General features: G+C 62.7%; 16 protein-coding genes. 8 read left to right on the top strand and 8 right to left on the bottom strand.

Going from position 1 to position 18,581, the window contains the following annotated elements:
* Positions 1–43: 43 nt before the first annotated feature.
* Positions 44–424, top strand: a complete 381-nt coding sequence (locus VGH41_RS16210; RefSeq protein WP_331598500.1) for a DUF5594 family protein — start codon at positions 44–46, stop codon at positions 422–424.
* A 164-nt stretch (positions 425–588) separates the two neighbouring features.
* Here VGH41_RS16210 and VGH41_RS16205 read toward each other — a convergent pair whose 3' ends face one another.
* The 4 genes from VGH41_RS16205 to VGH41_RS16190 all read right to left on the bottom strand — a co-directional run bounded on the left by VGH41_RS16205 (position 589) and on the right by VGH41_RS16190 (position 4,917).
* Entirely contained in the window at positions 589–2,730 is a 2,142-nt protein-coding gene (locus VGH41_RS16205) for a phosphocholine-specific phospholipase C (RefSeq protein ID WP_331598499.1), read from the bottom strand.
* Between the two features lie 78 nt (positions 2,731–2,808).
* Entirely contained in the window at positions 2,809–3,174 is a 366-nt protein-coding gene (locus VGH41_RS16200; protein ID WP_331598498.1) for a hypothetical protein, read from the bottom strand.
* A 198-nt stretch (positions 3,175–3,372) separates the two neighbouring features.
* Positions 3,373–4,185 (bottom strand): alpha/beta hydrolase, encoded by an 813-nt coding sequence (locus VGH41_RS16195; protein WP_331598497.1) that lies wholly within the window; start codon positions 4,183–4,185, stop codon positions 3,373–3,375.
* A gap of 39 nt (positions 4,186–4,224) precedes the next feature.
* A complete protein-coding gene (locus VGH41_RS16190) occupies positions 4,225–4,917 on the bottom strand; it encodes a TetR/AcrR family transcriptional regulator (RefSeq protein ID WP_331598496.1) in 693 nt (230 codons plus the stop codon).
* Positions 4,918–5,340: 423 nt separating this feature from the next.
* Between VGH41_RS16190 and VGH41_RS16185 the strand changes: the two genes are divergently transcribed.
* The 5 genes from VGH41_RS16185 to hydA all read left to right on the top strand — a co-directional run bounded on the left by VGH41_RS16185 (position 5,341) and on the right by hydA (position 12,637).
* Complete coding sequence (locus VGH41_RS16185; protein ID WP_331598495.1) at positions 5,341–6,621, top strand: Zn-dependent hydrolase; 1,281 nt, start codon at positions 5,341–5,343, stop codon at positions 6,619–6,621.
* A gap of 155 nt (positions 6,622–6,776) precedes the next feature.
* Positions 6,777–8,123, top strand: coding sequence for an NAD(P)-dependent oxidoreductase (locus VGH41_RS16180; protein WP_331598494.1), 1,347 nt, complete (start codon positions 6,777–6,779; stop codon positions 8,121–8,123).
* Between the two features lie 54 nt (positions 8,124–8,177).
* Positions 8,178–9,494, top strand: a complete 1,317-nt coding sequence (gene preA, locus VGH41_RS16175; RefSeq protein WP_331598492.1) for an NAD-dependent dihydropyrimidine dehydrogenase subunit PreA — start codon at positions 8,178–8,180, stop codon at positions 9,492–9,494.
* Between the two features lie 135 nt (positions 9,495–9,629).
* Positions 9,630–11,141, top strand: coding sequence for an NCS1 family nucleobase:cation symporter-1 (locus VGH41_RS16170; RefSeq protein WP_331598490.1), 1,512 nt, complete (start codon positions 9,630–9,632; stop codon positions 11,139–11,141).
* A 44-nt stretch (positions 11,142–11,185) separates the two neighbouring features.
* Positions 11,186–12,637 (top strand): dihydropyrimidinase, encoded by a 1,452-nt coding sequence (gene hydA / locus VGH41_RS16165; RefSeq protein ID WP_331598488.1) that lies wholly within the window; start codon positions 11,186–11,188, stop codon positions 12,635–12,637.
* Positions 12,638–12,683: 46 nt separating this feature from the next.
* Here hydA and VGH41_RS16160 read toward each other — a convergent pair whose 3' ends face one another.
* The 4 genes from VGH41_RS16160 to VGH41_RS16145 all read right to left on the bottom strand — a co-directional run bounded on the left by VGH41_RS16160 (position 12,684) and on the right by VGH41_RS16145 (position 16,334).
* Positions 12,684–13,433 (bottom strand): ABC transporter ATP-binding protein, encoded by a 750-nt coding sequence (locus VGH41_RS16160; RefSeq protein WP_331598487.1) that lies wholly within the window; start codon positions 13,431–13,433, stop codon positions 12,684–12,686.
* Positions 13,430–14,260 (bottom strand): ABC transporter permease, encoded by an 831-nt coding sequence (locus tag VGH41_RS16155; protein ID WP_331598503.1) that lies wholly within the window; start codon positions 14,258–14,260, stop codon positions 13,430–13,432. Before VGH41_RS16155 ends, VGH41_RS16160 begins: the two co-directional genes overlap by 4 nt.
* A gap of 69 nt (positions 14,261–14,329) precedes the next feature.
* Positions 14,330–15,322: an aliphatic sulfonate ABC transporter substrate-binding protein gene (locus tag VGH41_RS16150; RefSeq protein WP_331598486.1), complete on the bottom strand. Its 993-nt coding sequence runs from the start codon at positions 15,320–15,322 to the stop codon at positions 14,330–14,332.
* A 160-nt stretch (positions 15,323–15,482) separates the two neighbouring features.
* Positions 15,483–16,334: a methyltransferase gene (locus tag VGH41_RS16145; protein WP_331598485.1), complete on the bottom strand. Its 852-nt coding sequence runs from the start codon at positions 16,332–16,334 to the stop codon at positions 15,483–15,485.
* A gap of 235 nt (positions 16,335–16,569) precedes the next feature.
* Here VGH41_RS16145 and VGH41_RS16140 point away from each other — a divergent pair, with 235 nt between their 5' ends.
* Positions 16,570–17,910: an LLM class flavin-dependent oxidoreductase gene (locus VGH41_RS16140; protein ID WP_331598484.1), complete on the top strand. Its 1,341-nt coding sequence runs from the start codon at positions 16,570–16,572 to the stop codon at positions 17,908–17,910.
* 223 nt (positions 17,911–18,133) lie between these two features.
* The gene (locus VGH41_RS16135; protein WP_331598483.1) at positions 18,134–18,457 is read left to right on the top strand and encodes a hypothetical protein; all 324 of its coding nucleotides are present in this window, start codon (positions 18,134–18,136) and stop codon (positions 18,455–18,457) included.
* Positions 18,458–18,581 lie beyond the last annotated feature (124 nt).

Here is an 18,581-nt window from a genome sequence, read left to right as displayed (position 1 = left end):
CGCCCGTGCTACGATGCCTCGCAGAACCGTCATGGAGACAAGTATGAATCCGCAGACGATCGCCCGGTTCGACCGCGAATTCGCTCCCCGTATTGCCGCAAAAATTGCCGGCCTGTTCGATACCGGGATTCAGGCCGAAGTCTTGCCTTATGAGGGACACGGACATCCGACCCGCGTGAGAATTTGGGCCGAGCCGATTGAAGCGTTGCGCCACTATCCGCACAAGCTCAATCTGCATTTGACGTGGGACAGCGACGAGATCGAAGGCCTGATGCACGAAGGCGGCGAGGCGCGTTTCGCCAGCTATCTGGCTGCCATCCCGCGCAAGCTGGAAGCATGGCACTACGCGCGTGACGTCGACTTCCGCTCGCATACACAGGCCGAGCCCGAGGTGCTGTTGGGCGGACTGGATTTCGAGGCCTGAGCCCCGTCCTCACATGAGGGCCGAATATGCAAAGGTGTATGCACGCGCGGCTTCGTGCGTGACGGTCGCAGCGTGAAAGTCTGAAACCTGACGCTTGATGTTTGCTCATCGCAGAGTGGACGTTGGTCCGCACACTGGCGCGGACCAACGCGCTTCACTGCTGGCTAGCCGCCCAGCGCCGGATCGCTCATGCTGCTGCGGCCGGTTTCGACGTGACCGCCGAAGCGGCGCGCGAACACGGCGTCCGTGTCGACGGTGATGGTCAGGTCATACCAGCCGTACGCGTTGCGCAGATCCAGGTAGACCTCTTCATTGTCGCCACCTCGCACGGACTGCTTGATCACCGCGTTCGGGTCGTAAGCATTGACGATGGTGAACTGGCAGCGCGCGGTCCCCGGATTTTCGAGGCGCAGTTGCAGATTGCCGTTCGCCACGTCATAACCGTCGGCCACTTCCGGACGGGCGACTTCCGAGCCGTTCCACCAGTTCGACGCGGCCGCGGGCTTGCCTGCAAAGCGGCGCAGGAAGCCATTCGGGCCATACACGGTGTAGTCGTAAGTGCCGTTACTGTTGAGCGGCAACTGGTCTTCGAGGCGCTTGCCCGCTTCCACGGTATAGCTGCGCGGAGCCGTGCCGCTGTTGGTTGCATACACAAGGAACACGGCACCGGCATTGCCCGTGTTGATGAAGCGCATCGACAGCTTGCCTTGCGCCGATTCTGCGCGCACCCGCACAAACAGCTCATACGGCAGGGCACGGGCAGGACGCACACCGGCTTCCTGCTGCGGCATGGTGCCGACGGCCGGCGGCGTCGGTGTGTAATCGGGGTGACGCAACTGGTCCGGCGGTGCATAGCCGGTGGTGCCCGGCAGCGGCGGCGTGGCTTCGTTCGGGTTCGTGAAGTTGAAGGCCGACATCAGGTCACCGCAGATTGCACGGCGCCACGGCGTGATATTCGACTCGCCGAGATCGTGATTCTGGCCGAAGCGCTTTTCAATGAAGCGGATCACCGAAGTGTGGTCGAACAGTTCCGAGCACACGTAGCCGCCTTTCGACCACGGCGAGACGACCAGCATCGGCACGCGCGGGCCGAGTCCATACGGGCCGTTCACATTGGCGCCGGCCGCATACTGGCCGTTGCCCAGATAGATTTCGTTGGTGAGATCGACGGTGGAAAGGCCGTTGGCGTTGGAAGCCGGTGCGAACGGGGGCGCCACATGATCGAAGAAGCCGTCGTTCTCGTCGTAGTTGATCAGCAGCACCGTCTTGCTCCACACCTCCGGATTCGACGTGAGGATCTGCAACACCTGGTCGACGTACCACGCGCCGTAGTTGGCGGGCCAGTTCGGATGCTCCGAGTAGGCCTCGGGGGCGACGATCCACGAGACCTGCGGCAGCGTATTGTTCTGCACGTCCTGTTTGAGGACGTCGAAGTACGTACCGCCTGCCGAGACGTTGGTGCCGGTGCGCGCGCGGTCGTACAGCGGGTTGCCCGGCTGCGCGTTGCGATACTGGTTGAAGTAGAGCAGCGAGTTGTCGCCGTAGTTGCCGATGTACGGGTCTTGCGTCCAGCCCCAGGAGCCGGCGGCGTTCAGGCCGGTGCCCTGGTCCTGATAGATCTTCCACGAAATACCGGCGTTTTGCAGCACTTCCGGGTAGGTCGACCAGCCGTATCCGAGTTCGGAGTTGTCGATCACCGGACCGCCGCCGCTACCGTCGTTACCCACCCAGCCGGTCCACATGTAGTAGCGGTTCGGGTCGGTCGGGCCCATCAGCGAGCAGTGGTACGCGTCGCAGATCGTGAATGCGTCGGCCAGTGCGTAGTGGAACGGAATGTCGTCACGCGTCATATACGCCATCGTGGTGGTGCCTTTCGCGGGCACCCACTGGTCGTACAGACCACCATTCCATGCAGTGTGCGTGGTGTTCCAGTCGTGCGCGAGATCTTGCAGGAACTGCAAGCCGAGGTTCGTCGCAGTGGGGCGGAACGGCAGCACATAGGCGGCGTCGAGACTGGCGTCGCTCGTCAGCGGCTGATACCACACCGGCTTGCCGGAGGGCAGCGTGATCGCGCGCGTGTCGCCGAAACCGCGCACGCCCTTCAGCGTGCCGAAGTAGTGATCGAACGAGCGGTTTTCCTGCATCAGGATGATGATGTGCTCGACGTCACGGATGCTGCCAGTCGCGTTGTTGGCCGGAATGGCGAGCGCGTTGCGAATGCCGGGCGGCAGCATGCTCAACGCGGTGGCGGAACCGGCAGCCGAGGCGGCTGCGCGCAGAAAATCACGGCGATTTTTTGATGTCATGTTGGGCTTCGATCTTCAGGAGAGGAATATGCGCGACGGTACGACGGACTTCAGCTCCGGCGCGGGACTCGGACGAACTCAATCAACGGTGTGAATCACGGGTGGTGCAAGACTGTCGGATGCAGCCGCGCCAAGTTGCGCTGTCGAGGGCGGCGGCGTCTGGATGGTGCGCGCCGGCAACGAGGGCTGGGCCGGCTGGTCAAGCGGATTGGACTGCGCCGCGCCTGGCGTCGCTGCGTTATTGCTGGTGTTCTCGCCGGGGTTGCCTTGCTGTGCGCTGGACGTCGAGATGTCGGGTGACTTGTCGTCATCGCCGCAGGCACTCATCAACAGGCACATCGAAGCGGTCAGCAGGCCGGCAAACAGCAGGCGCGGATTCGCAAGGAACACGAAAGGCAAACGTTTGCCTTTCAGAGAATCATGACGCGAAGACTTGGCGGACATAGGCGTCCTTCGACGTAATGGGGGAGTTGCGGCAGGCGCGAGCACGGGCGTCGCGTGGTCAGCCCGAAGAATAACGAGTTACCTGTGTAAGATTTGTGAATAGCCGGTAAGACTTCGAGTGATCGCAAACCCTTCCCACGGTGGTGCGCCATGTTCGGGAAGCGGCCGCGTTCCTGCCCGGGTTTTTGCAGCTGGGCGTCAGGCCCGGTTCGCGCCTTTGACGAAGTCTTCTATCGCCGCATTCAATGCCGCTGGTGAGTCGCGGTGAGGAGAGTGTCCGCATGCAGCGAGCTTCGCGAGTTTCGCGTGTGGCACCTGAGCGGCAATCGTGTCGATCTGCGCCATCGTGCCGTAGTGATCGTCGTGACCCTGTACGGCAAGCAACGGGCAGCGAATGGACGACAGCTCATCGACGATGCGCCAGCTCCTGAAGGCGGGATTCAACCAGATGTCGTTCCAGCCGTAAAAGGCCGAATCGACGTCGGCGTGGAAGCGGCCAAGTTTTTCGCGCAAATCGCCTCGCTCGTAAGCGACTTTCGCTTGCTCGATACCACGCACCGAAATGTCTTCAACGAAGACATGCGGTGCGATCGCCACGACGCCCGCCAGTTCATCGGGGAATGCGCTGCCATACAGCAGCGCGATCGAGCCGCCGTCGCTATGACCGATGAGCCACATCCGCGCGCGTTCTTTTGCATCGAGACCCAGCGTATCGAGTAGCGCCGGCAAGACTTCGCGTGCCTGATTCGCAAGAAAGTCCGTGGACCACGTGACGTCGTGCGGCCGTGGCGTCGAGCGTCCATAGCCAGGGCGCGAATAGACGAGACCACGCATGCCGAGTCGATCGCATAAGGTTTGTGGCCAGTCTCTCCACATTGCAATCGAGCCGAGCCCTTCGTGCAGAAACACCGCAATGGGTGCGTCTTTCCGCACGGCATCGAGCCAGCGGTATTCAATGCTGAGAAGTCCGCGTGTGGCCGTCGCGGCGAGTAAAGCAAACTCGCTATCCATTGATGCGTCCGCTGTGCGCAGGCCTATGCATTCAGAGCCTTAAAGTTTGCCGTGTTGCGACACCGCTCCGCACGCGCGGATCACCAGTTGCACCACGTGCTCCGTAGAGGCGTCAAACGCTTTTTGCGTAAGCGCGCGTTTGCCGCCAAGGGCGAGGATTTGCGCGTCGAAATCCGCGTAGTGCTGGGTGGTGGCCCAGATCATGTACATCAAGGACTGCGCATTGACGGGCGCGAGCAGTCCGCGTGCAATCCAGTCGTCGATCACCGTGACGCGGCTCTCCAGCCACGGCTTGACCCGTTGCGTGAGAATGTCCTGCATATGCTCGCCGCCATGAATGATCTCGTTGGCCCATACCTTCGAGCCGAGCGGACGCCGCCGCGACAATTCCATTTTCGCGCGTACGTAGCCGCTGATTGCCTCTACCGGATCGTCGCTGTCCTCGAACGTATCGGCCGCGCGATGCCAGTCCTCGAACAGGTCTTCCAGCACGCGGCGATACAACGCGAGCTTGGTCGGAAAGTAGTAGTGCAGGTTGGCTTTTGGCAAGCCCGCACGTTCGGCGATCATCGCGGTGCTCGCGCCTTCGAGGCCGCGCTCGGCAAACACGGCTTCCGCACAGGCCAGCAAGTGGGCCTCATTCGATTCGCGGATGTGCGCCTTGCGGCGCCGCAAAGGCGCACGCGTTTCGTCGTCTTCGGCAGTGCCGGTTGCCGCTTCGTCATGTCTCATTGTTTGCCTCGCGCGACGTGTATGCCGCGTCGGGCTTCATTCTAGCCGTTTGAGCGCGCCCGGACACGTTGATTCGACTCGCTCGAAACTGCTGCGCGTGCGTCATGTTGCGTCGCAATGGCACGCTTCTCGCTATGTTTCGTACCGCACGAAAGGCATTGATCTGGCGGAGTAAATCGTCTACAACCTGTCCAATCGGACAGGATTGAATGAGCGGCCGGTGCCCTGGGGTTAGCCCCTGGCCGGACGCGGGCAAAAGCGGACTGAACGTGCACTGAAGACGTGCGCCGGCGCCCCAGAATCCGTCGCAGATGCACCAGCTTCACGTGACATGATGTGACACGCAGAGCGCGTCGAAGCCGTACGTTGTACGGCGGGCGCGGTGGATGATGCAAGGGCGGTTCATCGAAAGGAGCGAGACGAATGAACGCGGTATCCGAGGCGTTAAAGCATGCTGAACCCGATACGTCGATCAGGATCGACGGCCAGCGTCTGTGGGACAGCTTGATGACGATGGCGAAGATCGGCGCAACGCCTAAGGGCGGTGTGTGCCGTCTGGCGCTGACCGATCTCGACAAGGAGGGACGCGACCAGATCGTGAGCTGGGCGAAGGAAGCGGGCTGTACGGTCACCGTCGATCAGATGGGCAACGTCTTCATGCGCCGCGCGGGACGCAACCCGGCTGCGTTGCCGGTCGTGACCGGTTCGCATGCGGATTCGCAGCCCACCGGTGGCCGTTTCGACGGCATCTACGGTGTGCTCGGCGGACTCGAAGTGATTCGCAGCCTTAACGATCACGGCATCGAAACCGAGCATCCAGTGGAAGTGGTGATCTGGACCAATGAGGAAGGCTCGCGCTTTGCGCCGGCCATGGTTGCATCGGGGGTGTTTGCCGGCGTGTTTACCCTGGACTACGGGCTGTCGCGCAAGGACGTGGACGGCAAGACGATCGGCGAGGAACTCAAGCGCATCGGCTATGCGGGTGATGTTCCGTGCGGCGGCCGCCGTTTGCACGCCGCGTTCGAATTGCACATTGAACAAGGGCCGATTCTCGAGGCAGAGCACAAAACCATAGGCGTGGTCACGGATGCGCAAGGCCAGCGCTGGTACGAAATTACGCTGACGGGTCAGGAGGCGCATGCAGGTCCGACACCTATGCCGCGCCGGCGCGATGCACTGCTGGGGGCCGCGCGCGTGGTGGACCTCGTGAATCGCATCGGCCTCGACCATGCGCCGTTCGGCTGCGCGACGGTGGGCATGATGCAGGTCCATCCGAACTCGCGCAACGTGATTCCGGGCCGCGTCTTCTTTACCGTGGATTTCCGCCATCCCGACGATACCGTGCTCGCGAAGATGGACGCCACGCTGCGCGAGGGCGTCGAGCGTATTGCCAGCGGTATCGGCCTTGAAACTGCGCTGGAGCAGATCTTCTATTACAAGCCGGTCGCATTCGATGCCGCTTGTGTAAAGTCGGTACGCGCTGCGGCGCAGCGTTTCGGCTATCCGCATCGCGACATGGTGTCGGGGGCCGGACACGACGCCTGCTATTTGTCGCAGGTCGCGCCGACGTCAATGGTGTTCGTGCCGTGCGTCGACGGTATCAGTCACAACGAAATCGAGGATGCCACGCTCGAATGGATCGAAGCGGGCGCCAACGTCTTGCTGCACGCCATGCTCGAGCGTGCCTGCGAGCCGGCTTCATGAACGGATAGAGAGCAACGGGGCGCCGCGTTGAATCGTCACCGGCGCCTTTGACACCAGCCTGATTGTCGCATTGCCTATAAAGCAGGCCGTCCCGACCACGTACCCTGTGCGGCCGGCGGGAGCGGCTTCGTCCTCACGATGAAGAAGGAGCGTGTATGTCCATCAAACATACCGGCGATATTGCTGCGCATCGCCTGTCGCCCGAGCAGCTTTCCTGTGAATTCTCCGACATCGCACCCTTGCTCGATGCGAGCGCCGCGGCGGTCGCATCGAGCCGCTGTCACTACTGTTACGACGCGCCGTGCGTGCAGGCGTGCCCCACGCAGATCGACATACCTGGTTTCATTCGCAAGATCGGCAATGGCAATCTGAAAGGCGCGGCGCTCGACATTCTTTCGGCTAATCCATTAGGCGGTATGTGCGCGCGTGTTTGCCCGACCGAGATTCTTTGCGAAGGCGCTTGCGTGCGCAACCATCAGGATGAGAAACCTGTGTCGATCGGCGCGTTGCAGCGTCACGCAACCGACTGGGCGATGGCTCGCGGCGAAGTACTATTCAAGCGTGCGGCGGATACGGGGCGTCACGTCGCGGTGGTCGGTGCGGGACCGGCGGGTCTGGCTTGCGCGCATCGCCTCGCGCTGGCGGGTCATCGCGTGACGATTTTCGATGCGCGTGACAAGGGCGGCGGTCTCAACGAATACGGCATCGCCGCTTACAAGACAGTCGACGATTTTGCCCAGCGTGAGGTGGCGTGGCTGTGCTCGGTGGGTGGCATCGAACTAAAGACTGGCGCAGCGCTTGGCCGGGACGTGAGCCTCGAAACGTTGCGCAAGCAACATGATGCGGTGTTTCTCGCGATCGGCTTGACCGGTGTGCGCGCACTGGCGCTGGAAGGCGAAGATCTCGGCGGAGTGATGAATGCCGTGGATTTCATCGAACAGGTACGTGAAGCACGGGATCTTGCGACTGTGCCGGTGGGGCGGCGCGTCGTCGTGATTGGTGGCGGCAACACGGCGGTCGATGCGGCGGTGCAAAGCCGCAAGCTCGGCGCGACGACCGTGTCGATGGTGTACCGGCGCGGCGTCGAAACGATGAGTGCGACGTGGGCCGAACGCGACTTCGCGCAGACTCAGGGCGTCACACTCGTGACGCATGCGAGCCCGGTGCGCCTGCTTGGCCGCGAGGGCGGTGTTACGGGTGTGGAGTTCGAACGCGTGTCGGCGCACGGCAGCGAGCGTTTCACTTTAGAGGCGGACATGGTGCTCAAGGCGATCGGCCAGACGCTGGTGGCCGTGGGCGTCGAACGCGAACTGTTGACGCTGGACGGCAGCCGCATCGCGGTGGACGCCAACGGCCAGACGACTTTGCCGGATGTCTGGGCCGGTGGCGATTGCGCGGCGACAGGGGGTGTCGATCTGACGGTCCAGGCGGTGCAGGACGGCAAGCTTGCTGGCGCCGCCATCGACGCGCATTTCGCCCGCACGGCGGTAAAAGCTGCCTGAGCGCAGCTTTCGAAGCACGCCAACGGATAAAACACAGTCCCCAAGGAGCCGAACATGGCCGATCTGCGCTGTACGATTGCCGGCATTACGTCACCGAACCCTTTCTGGCTGGCGTCCGCGCCACCCACCGACAAAGCCTATAACGTCAACCGCGCGTTCGAAGCGGGCTGGGGCGGCGTGGTGTGGAAAACGCTCGGCCTCGACCCGCATGTGGTGAACGTCAGTTCGCGCTATGGCGCCGTGCAATGGAACGGCCAACGTATGGCAGGACTGAACAATATCGAACTGATCACCGACCGGCCGCTCGAGGTCAACTTGCGCGAGATTACCCAGGTCAAGCGTGACTGGCCGGACCGCGCACTGATCGTTTCGCTGATGGTGCCGTGCAACGAACGCGACTGGAAATGGATTTTGCCGCTGGTTGAAGATACCGGCGCCGATGCGGTCGAATTGAATTTCGGCTGCCCGCATGGCATGAGCGAGCGCGGCATGGGCGCGGCGGTGGGCCAGGTGCCGGAATACGTGGAGATGGTCACGCGCTGGGTCAAGGAAGCCACGAAGCTGCCGTGCCTCGTGAAGCTCACCCCGAACATCAGCGATATCCGCATGGGTTCGCGGGCGGCCTACCAGGGCGGCGCGGATGGCGTGTCGTTGATCAACACGATCAATTCGATTGTGGGCGTGGACCTCGACGCGATGGCACCGCTGCCGATGGTCGACGGCAAGGGCACGCACGGCGGCTATTGCGGTCCTGCAGTCAAGCCGATTGCATTGAACATGGTGGCCGAAATCGCGCGCGATGTCGAAACGCCTAACCTGCCTATCTCCGGCATCGGCGGTATTTCGACGTGGCGCGACGCGGCGGAATTCATCACGCTAGGTGCGGGCAGCGTCCAGGTCTGTACGGCGGCCATGCACTACGGCTTTCGCATCGTCGCGGATCTGGCGGACGGTCTGTCGAACTGGATGGACGAGAAGGGTTACGCGACACTCGATGCAATCCGCGGCCGTGCGGTGCCGAACGTCACCGACTGGAAGTTCCTGAACCTCAAGTACGACATCAAGGCACGCATCGATCAGGATAAGTGCATCCAGTGCGGCCTCTGCCATATCGCTTGCGAAGATACCTCGCATCAGGCAATCACACGCGAAAAAGATGGCGTTCGACATTTTGAAGTGGTGGACTCCGAGTGCGTGGGGTGCAATTTATGCATGCATGTCTGTCCGGTTGAACAGTGCATCACGATGGAGCGCGTGGATGCAGGCGAATACGCGAACTGGACTACCCATCCGAACAATCCGGCGCGCGCGGATGTCCCTGGGACACAAGCCGCTACCGAAGCAACCGCAACCGCGGCCAAAGCAGCCTGAGAGAACCGCAGCAACGCAAAGCAAAACAAAACAACACAACACGAAACGAAGCGCCTGGACTGAACTGTTGTCCCATTCGGCCCGACACGTCCTTAGAAGACGCGCGGGCCACAACGACGAAGTGGAGATCCTTCAATGAAGCAGACAGCGCACAGTGCCGATCCGCAGCCAGGAATCGGCGCGCAAGGCAGCAGCCTTTATAACGACGACCTGGCACCGACCGGCATCGCGCAGCGCACGTGGAAGTGGTATCACTTCGCGGCGCTGTGGGTCGGGATGGTGATGAACATTGCATCGTATATGCTCGCCGCGGGTTTGACCGAGCAGGGCATGTCGCCGTGGCAGGCGGTGGTGACGGTGCTGCTCGGCAATCTGATCGTGCTGGTGCCGATGCTGCTGATCGGTCACGCGGGCGCAAAGCACGGCATTCCGTATGCGGTACTGGTGCGTTCATCGTTCGGCACGCAGGGCGCGATACTGCCGGCCATGCTGCGCGCGATCGTCGCGTGCGGCTGGTACGGCATACAGACGTGGCTGGGCGGCAGCGCGATTTACACGCTGCTCAATATCCTCACCGGCAACGCGCTGCACGGCGAGGCGCTGCCGTTTCTCGACATTTCCGTTTCACAGCTGGTGTGTTTCCTTGTGTTCTGGGCCCTGCAGATCTATTTCATCGTGCACGGCACCGACTCGATCCGCTGGCTCGAAAGCTGGTCCGCACCGATCAAGGTGGTGATGTGCATCGCCCTCGTCTGGTGGGCCACGTCGAAGGCAGGCGGCCTCGGCACGATGTTGTCGGCACCATCGCAATTCGTGGCGGGCGGCAAAAAAGAGGGCTTGTTCTGGGTGACCTTCTGGCCGGGGCTCACGGCGATGGTCGGCTTCTGGGCGACACTGGCGCTCAACATTCCCGACTTCACGCGTTTCGCCCGCTCGCAGCGCGACCAGGTGATTGGGCAATCGATCGGCTTGCCGGCGCCGATGGCGTTGCTCTCCGTGATCTCGGTCGTGGTGACGTCGGCGACCGTGGTGATCTACGGAAAAGCCATCTGGGATCCTATCGATCTGACCAGCCGCATGACGGGCATCGGCGTGGGTGTCGCACTCGTCATCCTCACGCTCGATACGATGTGCTGCAATCTCGCGGCCAACCTCGTCGGTCCCGCGTATGACTTTTCCAGCTTGTGGCCCAAGGGCATTACCTATCGCGCGGGCGGCATGATCACGGCAACCATCGCCATTGTGATGATGCCGTGGAAAATCCTGGCTACCACGCAGGGTTATATCTTCACGTGGCTCGTCGGGTATTCGGCCTTGCTCGGCCCCGTTGCCGGCATCCTGATGGTCGATTACTTCCTGATTCGCGGCACACGGCTCGATGCGCGTGAACTGTTCGACGAAAACGGCGAATACAGCTATACGGGCGGCTGGAATATCGGCGCGGTCGTGGCGTTGCTGGTCGGCGTGCTGCCGAATCTGCCGGGCTTTTTGCATACGGCGTTTCCAGCGACGTTTCCGAATGTGCCGGCATTTTTCAACACGCTCTACACCTATGCGTGGTTTGTCGGCCTCGCGCTTGCTTCAATCGTCTATAGCGCGTGGATGAAGTTGAGCAAGGGACCGAGCCCGCGGGTGGCGAGCGCGTGATCCCAGGCGGCATTGAACGTAGCAGTCTATGAGGAGGCAACAAGATGACGACCCTGATTCGCGGCGGCACGGTAATCGACGCGGACCGTAGCTGGCGGGCAGACGTGTTATGCGCGGACCCGCAAGACGGCGGCACGATTCTGCAGATTGGCCCCGACCTCGAGGTGCCGGCGGGTGCGTCCATCGTCGATGCACACGGGCAGTATGTGATGCCCGGCGGCATCGATCCGCATACGCACATGGAATTGCCGTTCATGGGCACGACGGCCAGCGACGATTTCTATACGGGCACGGCGGCGGGGCTCTCGGGCGGCACCACGAGCATCATCGACTTCGTGATTCCCAGCCCGCGCCAGTCGCTGATGGAAGCGTTTCAGGCATGGCGCGGCTGGGCCGAAAAAGCCGCGTCGGACTACGGCTTTCACGTCGCGGTGACGTGGTGGGACGAATCGGTACATCGCGACATGGGCACCCTCGTGCATGAACACGGCGTGTCGAGTTTCAAGCACTTCATGGCCTATAAAAACGCCATCATGGCCGACGACGAAGTGCTGGTGAACAGCTTTGCGCGCTCGCTCGAACTCGGCGCGCTACCTACCGTGCATGCGGAGAACGGCGAACTCGTGTTCCAGTTGCAGCGTCAATTGCTGGCGCGCGGCATGACCGGACCCGAAGCGCATCCGCTCTCGCGGCCGCCGGAAGTGGAGGGCGAAGCGGCCAATCGCGCGATCCGGATCGCCCAGGTGCTGGGCGTGCCGGTGTATATCGTGCACGTGTCGTCGAAGGATGCGGCGGATGCCATCGCCCGCGCTCGCAGCGAAGGCTTGCGCGTGTTCGGCGAAGTGCTGCCGGGACACCTCGTGATCGACGAGGCCGTCTATCGCGATCCCGACTGGAACCGCGCGGCCGCGCACGTGATGAGTCCGCCGTTTCGCTCCAGCGCGCATCGCGAAGCACTGTGGAGCGGCTTGCAAGCGGGGCAACTGCATACCACCGCAACCGATCACTGCGTGTTCTGCGCCTCGCAGAAGGCCATGGGCCGCGAAGATTTCACGAAGATCCCGAATGGTTGTGGGGGCGTCGAAGATCGCATGTCGGTGCTCTGGCATCACGGTGTGAACTCGGGGCGCCTGACGCCGAATGAATTCGTGCGTATTACCTCGACCAACGCCGCGCAGATCTTCAACCTGTATCCGCGCAAAGGGGCGCTGCAAGTCGGCGCAGACGCCGATGTGGTGGTGTGGGACCCGGCTGCGAGCAAGACGATCTCGGTCAAGACGCATCACCAGAAGGTCGACTTCAACGTGTTCGAAGGCATGACGGTGCAAGGCGTCGCCACGCATACGCTAACGCGCGGCGCGCTGGCGTGGACAGAGGGCGATTTGCGTGCGGTACGCGGTGCCGGCCGCTATCTGAAGCGTCCGCCAAACGCCGCTTACTTCGACGCAATCCGCGTGGCGAACAAGCTCAAGGAGCCGCACGCGGTCGAGCGGTAAATGAGCCGGACAGGAAGCGCAATACGCCCTGTTGGCGCGCGGCGCTTCAATGTGCTGCGAATGCGTCGAGCCGCTCCAGCAGTTGTGCGCGCAGATCGGTGAGTATCGGGTCGCGCCGGTCGCGCGGACGCGGCCGGGCGACGCGATATTCGCGTTCGATGCGCCCGGGCGATGCGGCCATCAGCAGCACGCGGTCGCTCAGGTACAGTGCTTCGTCAAGATCGTGAGTGACGAGCAGGGCAGCGGTGCCGTGTGCATGTGCCACGGCGAGCAGCAACGCCTGCAGACGCATACGCGTCATGGCATCGACGGCGCTGAACGGTTCGTCGAGCAGAAGCAGATCCGGTTGCGAGAACAGGCCGCGCGCAATTGCGACGCGCTGTGCCATTCCGCCTGAAAGGGCTTTGGGTAGCGCATGTTCGAGACCCGTGAGGCCGACCTCGGCCAGCAACTGCTTGACGCGGGGATCGCGGCCGCCCTGACGGCCCGCATCGAAGCCGATGTTCTCCGCGACCGTTAGCCATGGCAGCAGGCGCGGTTCCTGAAAGATCACGCCGATCTGTGGCGACGGTCCGTGTTGCGGCGCGCCGTCGATGCGCACTTCGCCCGCGTAGCGTCGATCCAGTCCGGCGACGATCCGCAGCAGGGTGCTCTTGCCGCAGCCGCTCGGGCCGACCAGACTCACGATTTCGCCGCGACCGATGCGCAACGACAGATGATCGAGCACGGTGCGCGCTTCATACCGTTTGGCCTCGACGCGCACGTCGAGCAGGGTGGGGCGCCCGGTCGAGTTCATGGCGAGTCTCCCGCGCGCGCGGCTTCGTCGAAGGCATCGCGCCAGCCGAGCACGCGATGTTCGAGCCAGCGTAGCGCGCCATCCGTGAGCTTGCCAAGCACCGCCAGCAGCAGGATCGCGCCGAATACCAGATCGGGACGGCCGGTTTCGCGACCGTCGCTCAGCATGTAGCCGAGGCCGCGCGTCGCGGCGATCAGTTCGGCGGCGACCATGAACATCCATGCAAGACTCAAACCCGTGCGCAGGCCGGTAAAGATTTGCGGCAACGCCGCGGGCAACAGAATACGTCGGAACAGGGCGGCAGGACTGAGCCGGTAGATCGCGCCAAGCTCAAGCAGCTTTCGATCCACGCCGCGAATGCCGGCCACCACGCTCAGATGAACGGGAAAGAAAGCGCCGATTGCAATCAGCGTAATTTTGGGCGCCTCGTCAATGCCCATCCAAAGCAGCAAAACGGGCACCCATGCGAGCGAGGGTATCGAGCGGAGTGCCTGAAAACAGGGCTCCAGCAATGCTTCGAGACGGCGGCTCAGACCCATTGCCGCGCCCAGCAGAAGCGCAAGCGTGGCGCCGATGCCGAAGCCCGCGAATACACGCGCGGTGCTCGCCGCGATATGACGGAACAGGCGGGCAGCCCCCATTTGCCAGAGCGTCTGTGCAATCGTCGACGGCGCTGGCAGCAGATGATCGGGTACGACTTCGGTGCGCACCAGTACTTCGATCAGCGCAAGCAGCGCCACCGGCAGCAACAGACCAGCCATACGCCAGCGGCGCAAAGCGTCACCCTGGGGCCGCTTGCTGGCATGATTCTCTAACTGCACCTGCATGGTCAAGCGTGCTGCGTCGGCGGCATCGAACGGCAACGATTCATCAGAAGCTGAGGCCATCATTGACGCTCACTGCGCGCGGGCAGCGGTGACCACGGGTTGCGCGACTTGCGAATCGACCAGCGCGTCGATCACGTGAGGCAGATCCGTGCCGGGCTTGACCAGCTGTTCGTCGACGAGAATCGGGGCGGCGGCCTTGAGCGCCGCAATCTGCTGCGCGCCGGGCACCGGCTGGCTAAAGTCGTTGCGCTGCAATTGCAGTTTTGCCACAGGCAGCGAAACTTTGGATTCCTCTGCGACAATTCTGGCGGCATCGTCCGGATGGGCGACGATCCACACGCGTGCCTTTTCATACACCTTCAGCACGCGCGCGACAGTCTCCGGATACTGCTGCAGGAATGCCTCGCGTGCGTTCAGAAAACCGTAGGTATTGAAGTCGACGTTGCGGTACAACAGACGGTCGCCGTCGTCGATCTGCGCGGCCGCCATATGCGGATCGAGTCCCGCCCATGCATCCACCTGGCCGTTCGCCAAAGCTGTACGGCCGTCCGGATGCTGCAGGTTCACCAGCTCGACGTCGTCGCGCGTCAAGCCCACGGTCTGCAGCGCGCGCAGCGTGAAGAGGAACGGATCGGTGCCTTTGGTCGCGGCGATCTTCTTGCCCTTCAGATCGGCAAGCGTCTTGATGGGCGAATCCTTCCGTACGACCAGCGCGGTCCATTCAGGACGCGAAAAAATGTAGACGGTTCTGATCGGATTGCCGTTGGCCTTGCCGAGCACAGCAGCCAGTCCGGCGGTGGAGCCGATATCGATGGCACCGCTGTTCAGATATTCGAGCGCGCGGTTGCTGCCCAGACTCAGGACCCATTTGATCTGGGCATGGTCGGGCTTGAATTCGTCCTCAAGCCAGCCATAGCGCTTGATCACGAGACTCTCAGGCGAGTAATACGCATAGTCGACACGGATCTCCGGCGGCGTCGCGGCGTGCGCCGCCGCGATCGTGGCCACGCCCGACGCCAGGATGGCCAGCCGGCCCAGCGCACGATTCCAGAACCGCTTCATAGGTGATCTCCCCGGGTCTTGCAATTGACGGTGTATAACCCGCTCAATGTAAAGAAAGACTGCCGGTTCGCGAACCAATGAAAGATCACAAGGAAATCGGCGCCAGCGATTTGGACTTTAAGGCGTGCACCGGACGGCCTGCAAAAGGCCGCCTTGACCTTTACTGGGCAGGCTTGACGAAGCGCAGCGTCATCCGGTCCGATTCGCCAATCGCGGCGAAGCGTGCGCGGTCGAGGTCACCGCCTTCGTAGGTCGGCGGCAGAGACCACACGCCATGCGGATAATCCTTGGTATCGCGCGGGTTGCTGTTGATCTCGCTGCTGCCGGCGAGCTGGAAGCCGGCCGCGCGGGCATGTTCGATCACATAGGCTTCGGTCACGTAGCCGCTGTCGATCATCTGCTGCAGCGACGTGCCGGGTGCCGCACGATGTTCTTCGACGCCCAGCATGCCGCCCGGTTTGAGCGCGCGATAAAAGGCCTGCAGGTTTGCGTCGAGCTGGCCGTCCTTGATCCAGTTGTGGATATTGCGGAACGTGAAGACGCGGTCGACGTTGCCGCTCGCGGGGAAGCCGCTGAACTGGCCCGCGCGTAGGGTGCCGACGACCACGTTGCCATAGATGGCGGGATTGGCCGCGAGCTTGCGCGAGAATGCCGCGCGGCCGGCCTGCTCCTCGGCGAGATTCGCGGCGGACGGGCTGTCGTATTCCGCTTCGTAAAGCGTGCCGTGATCGTGCAGGTAGGGCGCGAGTATGTCCGTATACCAGCCGCCGCCCGGCGCGATTTCCACTACCGTTTGCGTCGGGGCGATTTCGAAGAATTGCAGCGTGGCTTGCGGATGGCGATAGACGTCGCGCGCTTTGGCCGTCGCGCTGCGTTGCGGGCCGGCTGCGGCGGCGTCAAGCGCGGCGGAGCTGGGCGGGGCCGAGGCACAGGCTGCCAGAAAAAGCGCGGCGGACAGGCCAACGAAGGTGTGTCGCAAGGTGCGAAGCGGCGAAGCGGACGAGTGGGTCATGGCTTTTGTTATGGGTTCATTGGGACCGTGAAGCGGCCGGCGGTAGGCGTAACGATAAGCGCTTGCGGTGCACTTTGCACGCCGCCTGCAAGCGCCGCGGATTCAGCGTATGGTATTTCGCGAGTCCGCTGATGGCTGACGAGCCATTCGTCGCATGGTGACGCAACAGCGGATTGCCTACTTTGCATCGCCGGTGCCGCGATGCGTTTGCTTCGATTCCAGCGGAGAGCCCTGCATGTCAACCCAGCCACGCCCGCCACGCCAGTTGCGCCTTGGCGCTTTCATGCGTCCTGTGACGATTCATACCGGCGCATGGCGCTATCCTGGCGCCTGGCCGGATGCGAACTTCAACTTCGCGCATATGAAGCGATTCGCGCAGACACTCGAGCGCGGCAAGTTCGATGCGTTCTTCATGGCCGATCACCTCGCCGTGCTCAATATGCCGGTGCAGGCGCTCAAGCGCAGCCATACGGTGACGTCGTTCGAACCGATGACACTGTTGCCCGCGCTTGCCGCAGTGACCGAGCGGCTTGGTCTGATCGCCACGGGCTCGACCACCTTCGAGGCGCCGTATCACCTTGCGCGCCGCTTTGCCTCGCTCGATCACATTAGCGGCGGGCGCGCGGGCTGGAATATCGTGACGACTTCGAATCCGGATGCGGCGCTCAACTTCGGCCTGGAAGAGCACGTCGAACACGACGAACGCTATCGCCGCGCGCGGGAGTTTTTCGACGTCGTCACCGGGCTGTGGGACAGCTGGGCCGACGACGCGCTGATTCGCGACGTGCAGTCCGGCATCTTCTTCGATCCGGACAAGCTGCACGTGCTCGATCACAAGGGCGAGTATTTTTCGGTGCGTGGACCGCTCAACATCGCGCGGCCGGTGCAGGGCTGGCCCGTGATCGTGCAGGCGGGATCGTCGGAGGCGGGCCGGCAGATTGCCGCTGAAACCGCCGAAGCAGTCTTCACTGCGCAGACCACGCTCGCCCAGGGCCAACGCTTTTATGCAGACGTAAAAGGGCGCATGGAAAAGCTCGGACGCGCTCGCGATCATCTGAAAGTGCTGCCCGCCGCGTTTGTCGTGGTGGGCGACACGCGTGACGAAGCGCTGGAAAAGCGCGCCCTGCTGGACACTTTCGTGCATTACGAGAGCGGCATCGCATCGCTTTCAATCGCCTTGGGGCACGACGTGTCGGGATTCGATCCGGACGGTCCGCTGCCGGAGATTCCTGAAAGCAACGCGAGCCGCACCAGCCGCGAACGCGTGGTCGAGTGGGCGCAACGGGAAAACCTGACGATCCGGCAACTCGCGCAGCGCGTGGGTGGCTATTCGGGGCTGGAGATGGTCGGCACACCCGCGATGATCGCCGATCAGATGGAACAATGGCTCGTCGAAGAGGGCTCGGACGGCTTCAACGTGATGTTTTCGCATTTGCCGGGCGGCCTGGATGATTTCGTCGACAAGGTGGTTCCCGAATTGCAGCGCAGGGGCATTTTCCGGCGTGAATACGAGGGCGCCACGTTGCGTGAAAATCTCGGGCTGCCGCGGCCGGAAAACCAGTTTTTTCGCCGCTGATCGCTCCCCTGAAACGGCGCTGAAACGTGTCCAATGAGGTGGCTTGTCAATTCGCATCGGGCCGTTGAAACCATGTGCGGCAAGCCTGCGTATACGTGCTGTGAGGACTGTGCGCGAGGCAGCAAGACGGGCGCCGCTCGTCTATGCTGCTGGATGGTGCCCGGGCTTTTCCGGCGGGCAAGGCGCGGACCGCACGCGACCACTTCACCTTGTTGGAGGCAACATGAAACGAACCTCGAAAACGCTATGGCAGGCCGGATTGTGTGTGGCAGCGTTAGGCGCTGCGCTGCAAGCAGGTGCGCAGGGCCTTTCGCCGCAGGACGATATGAACGCGCCGCAGAACAGCACGCGGCTGATGCCGAATGCGGCGCGCGGCAGTGAATATCCGACGCACGGCAATCAGCAGGCCGGCGAAATGAACCTGAATCCGGTCGACCCGCGTGCGCAACTCGTCAACGGTTTGCCGAACAATGTTGAGGCGGGCGGTTACGGTTCGCCGCTAGCGGGTGTCCGGACTTACGTGCAGCCGCCGCCGGCATCGAATTAACGAGGGCGCATGCGCGACGGTCGTGCTGCATCGTGCGCCTGATGGGCGCGCATCGTGGCATCGGCTTGCCTGCGCGGATCGATCGTTCATCTTCCCTGGCAGGTAGGGTTTTCCGGCTGCGGAT

Source organism: Paraburkholderia sp. (assembly GCF_036488795.1).
Classification (GTDB): domain Bacteria; phylum Pseudomonadota; class Gammaproteobacteria; order Burkholderiales; family Burkholderiaceae; genus Paraburkholderia.
The sequence above is the reverse complement of the archived record's forward strand: the minus strand, read 5'-3'. Positions and strand labels throughout refer to the sequence as shown.

Coding starts and splice junctions, on each gene's coding strand:
- VGH41_RS16210 (WP_331598500.1), top strand. CDS start 44: ATGAATCCGCAGACGATCGCCCGGTTCGACCGCGAATTCGCTCCCCGT.
- VGH41_RS16205 (WP_331598499.1), bottom strand. CDS start 2,730: ATGACATCAAAAAATCGCCGTGATTTTCTGCGCGCAGCCGCCTCGGCT.
- VGH41_RS16200 (WP_331598498.1), bottom strand. CDS start 3,174: ATGTCCGCCAAGTCTTCGCGTCATGATTCTCTGAAAGGCAAACGTTTG.
- VGH41_RS16195 (WP_331598497.1), bottom strand. CDS start 4,185: ATGGATAGCGAGTTTGCTTTACTCGCCGCGACGGCCACACGCGGACTT.
- VGH41_RS16190 (WP_331598496.1), bottom strand. CDS start 4,917: ATGAGACATGACGAAGCGGCAACCGGCACTGCCGAAGACGACGAAACG.
- VGH41_RS16185 (WP_331598495.1), top strand. CDS start 5,341: ATGAACGCGGTATCCGAGGCGTTAAAGCATGCTGAACCCGATACGTCG.
- VGH41_RS16180 (WP_331598494.1), top strand. CDS start 6,777: ATGTCCATCAAACATACCGGCGATATTGCTGCGCATCGCCTGTCGCCC.
- preA (WP_331598492.1), top strand. CDS start 8,178: ATGGCCGATCTGCGCTGTACGATTGCCGGCATTACGTCACCGAACCCT.
- VGH41_RS16170 (WP_331598490.1), top strand. CDS start 9,630: ATGAAGCAGACAGCGCACAGTGCCGATCCGCAGCCAGGAATCGGCGCG.
- hydA (WP_331598488.1), top strand. CDS start 11,186: ATGACGACCCTGATTCGCGGCGGCACGGTAATCGACGCGGACCGTAGC.
- VGH41_RS16160 (WP_331598487.1), bottom strand. CDS start 13,433: ATGAACTCGACCGGGCGCCCCACCCTGCTCGACGTGCGCGTCGAGGCC.
- VGH41_RS16155 (WP_331598503.1), bottom strand. CDS start 14,260: ATGCAGGTGCAGTTAGAGAATCATGCCAGCAAGCGGCCCCAGGGTGAC.
- VGH41_RS16150 (WP_331598486.1), bottom strand. CDS start 15,322: ATGAAGCGGTTCTGGAATCGTGCGCTGGGCCGGCTGGCCATCCTGGCG.
- VGH41_RS16145 (WP_331598485.1), bottom strand. CDS start 16,334: ATGACCCACTCGTCCGCTTCGCCGCTTCGCACCTTGCGACACACCTTC.
- VGH41_RS16140 (WP_331598484.1), top strand. CDS start 16,570: ATGTCAACCCAGCCACGCCCGCCACGCCAGTTGCGCCTTGGCGCTTTC.
- VGH41_RS16135 (WP_331598483.1), top strand. CDS start 18,134: ATGAAACGAACCTCGAAAACGCTATGGCAGGCCGGATTGTGTGTGGCA.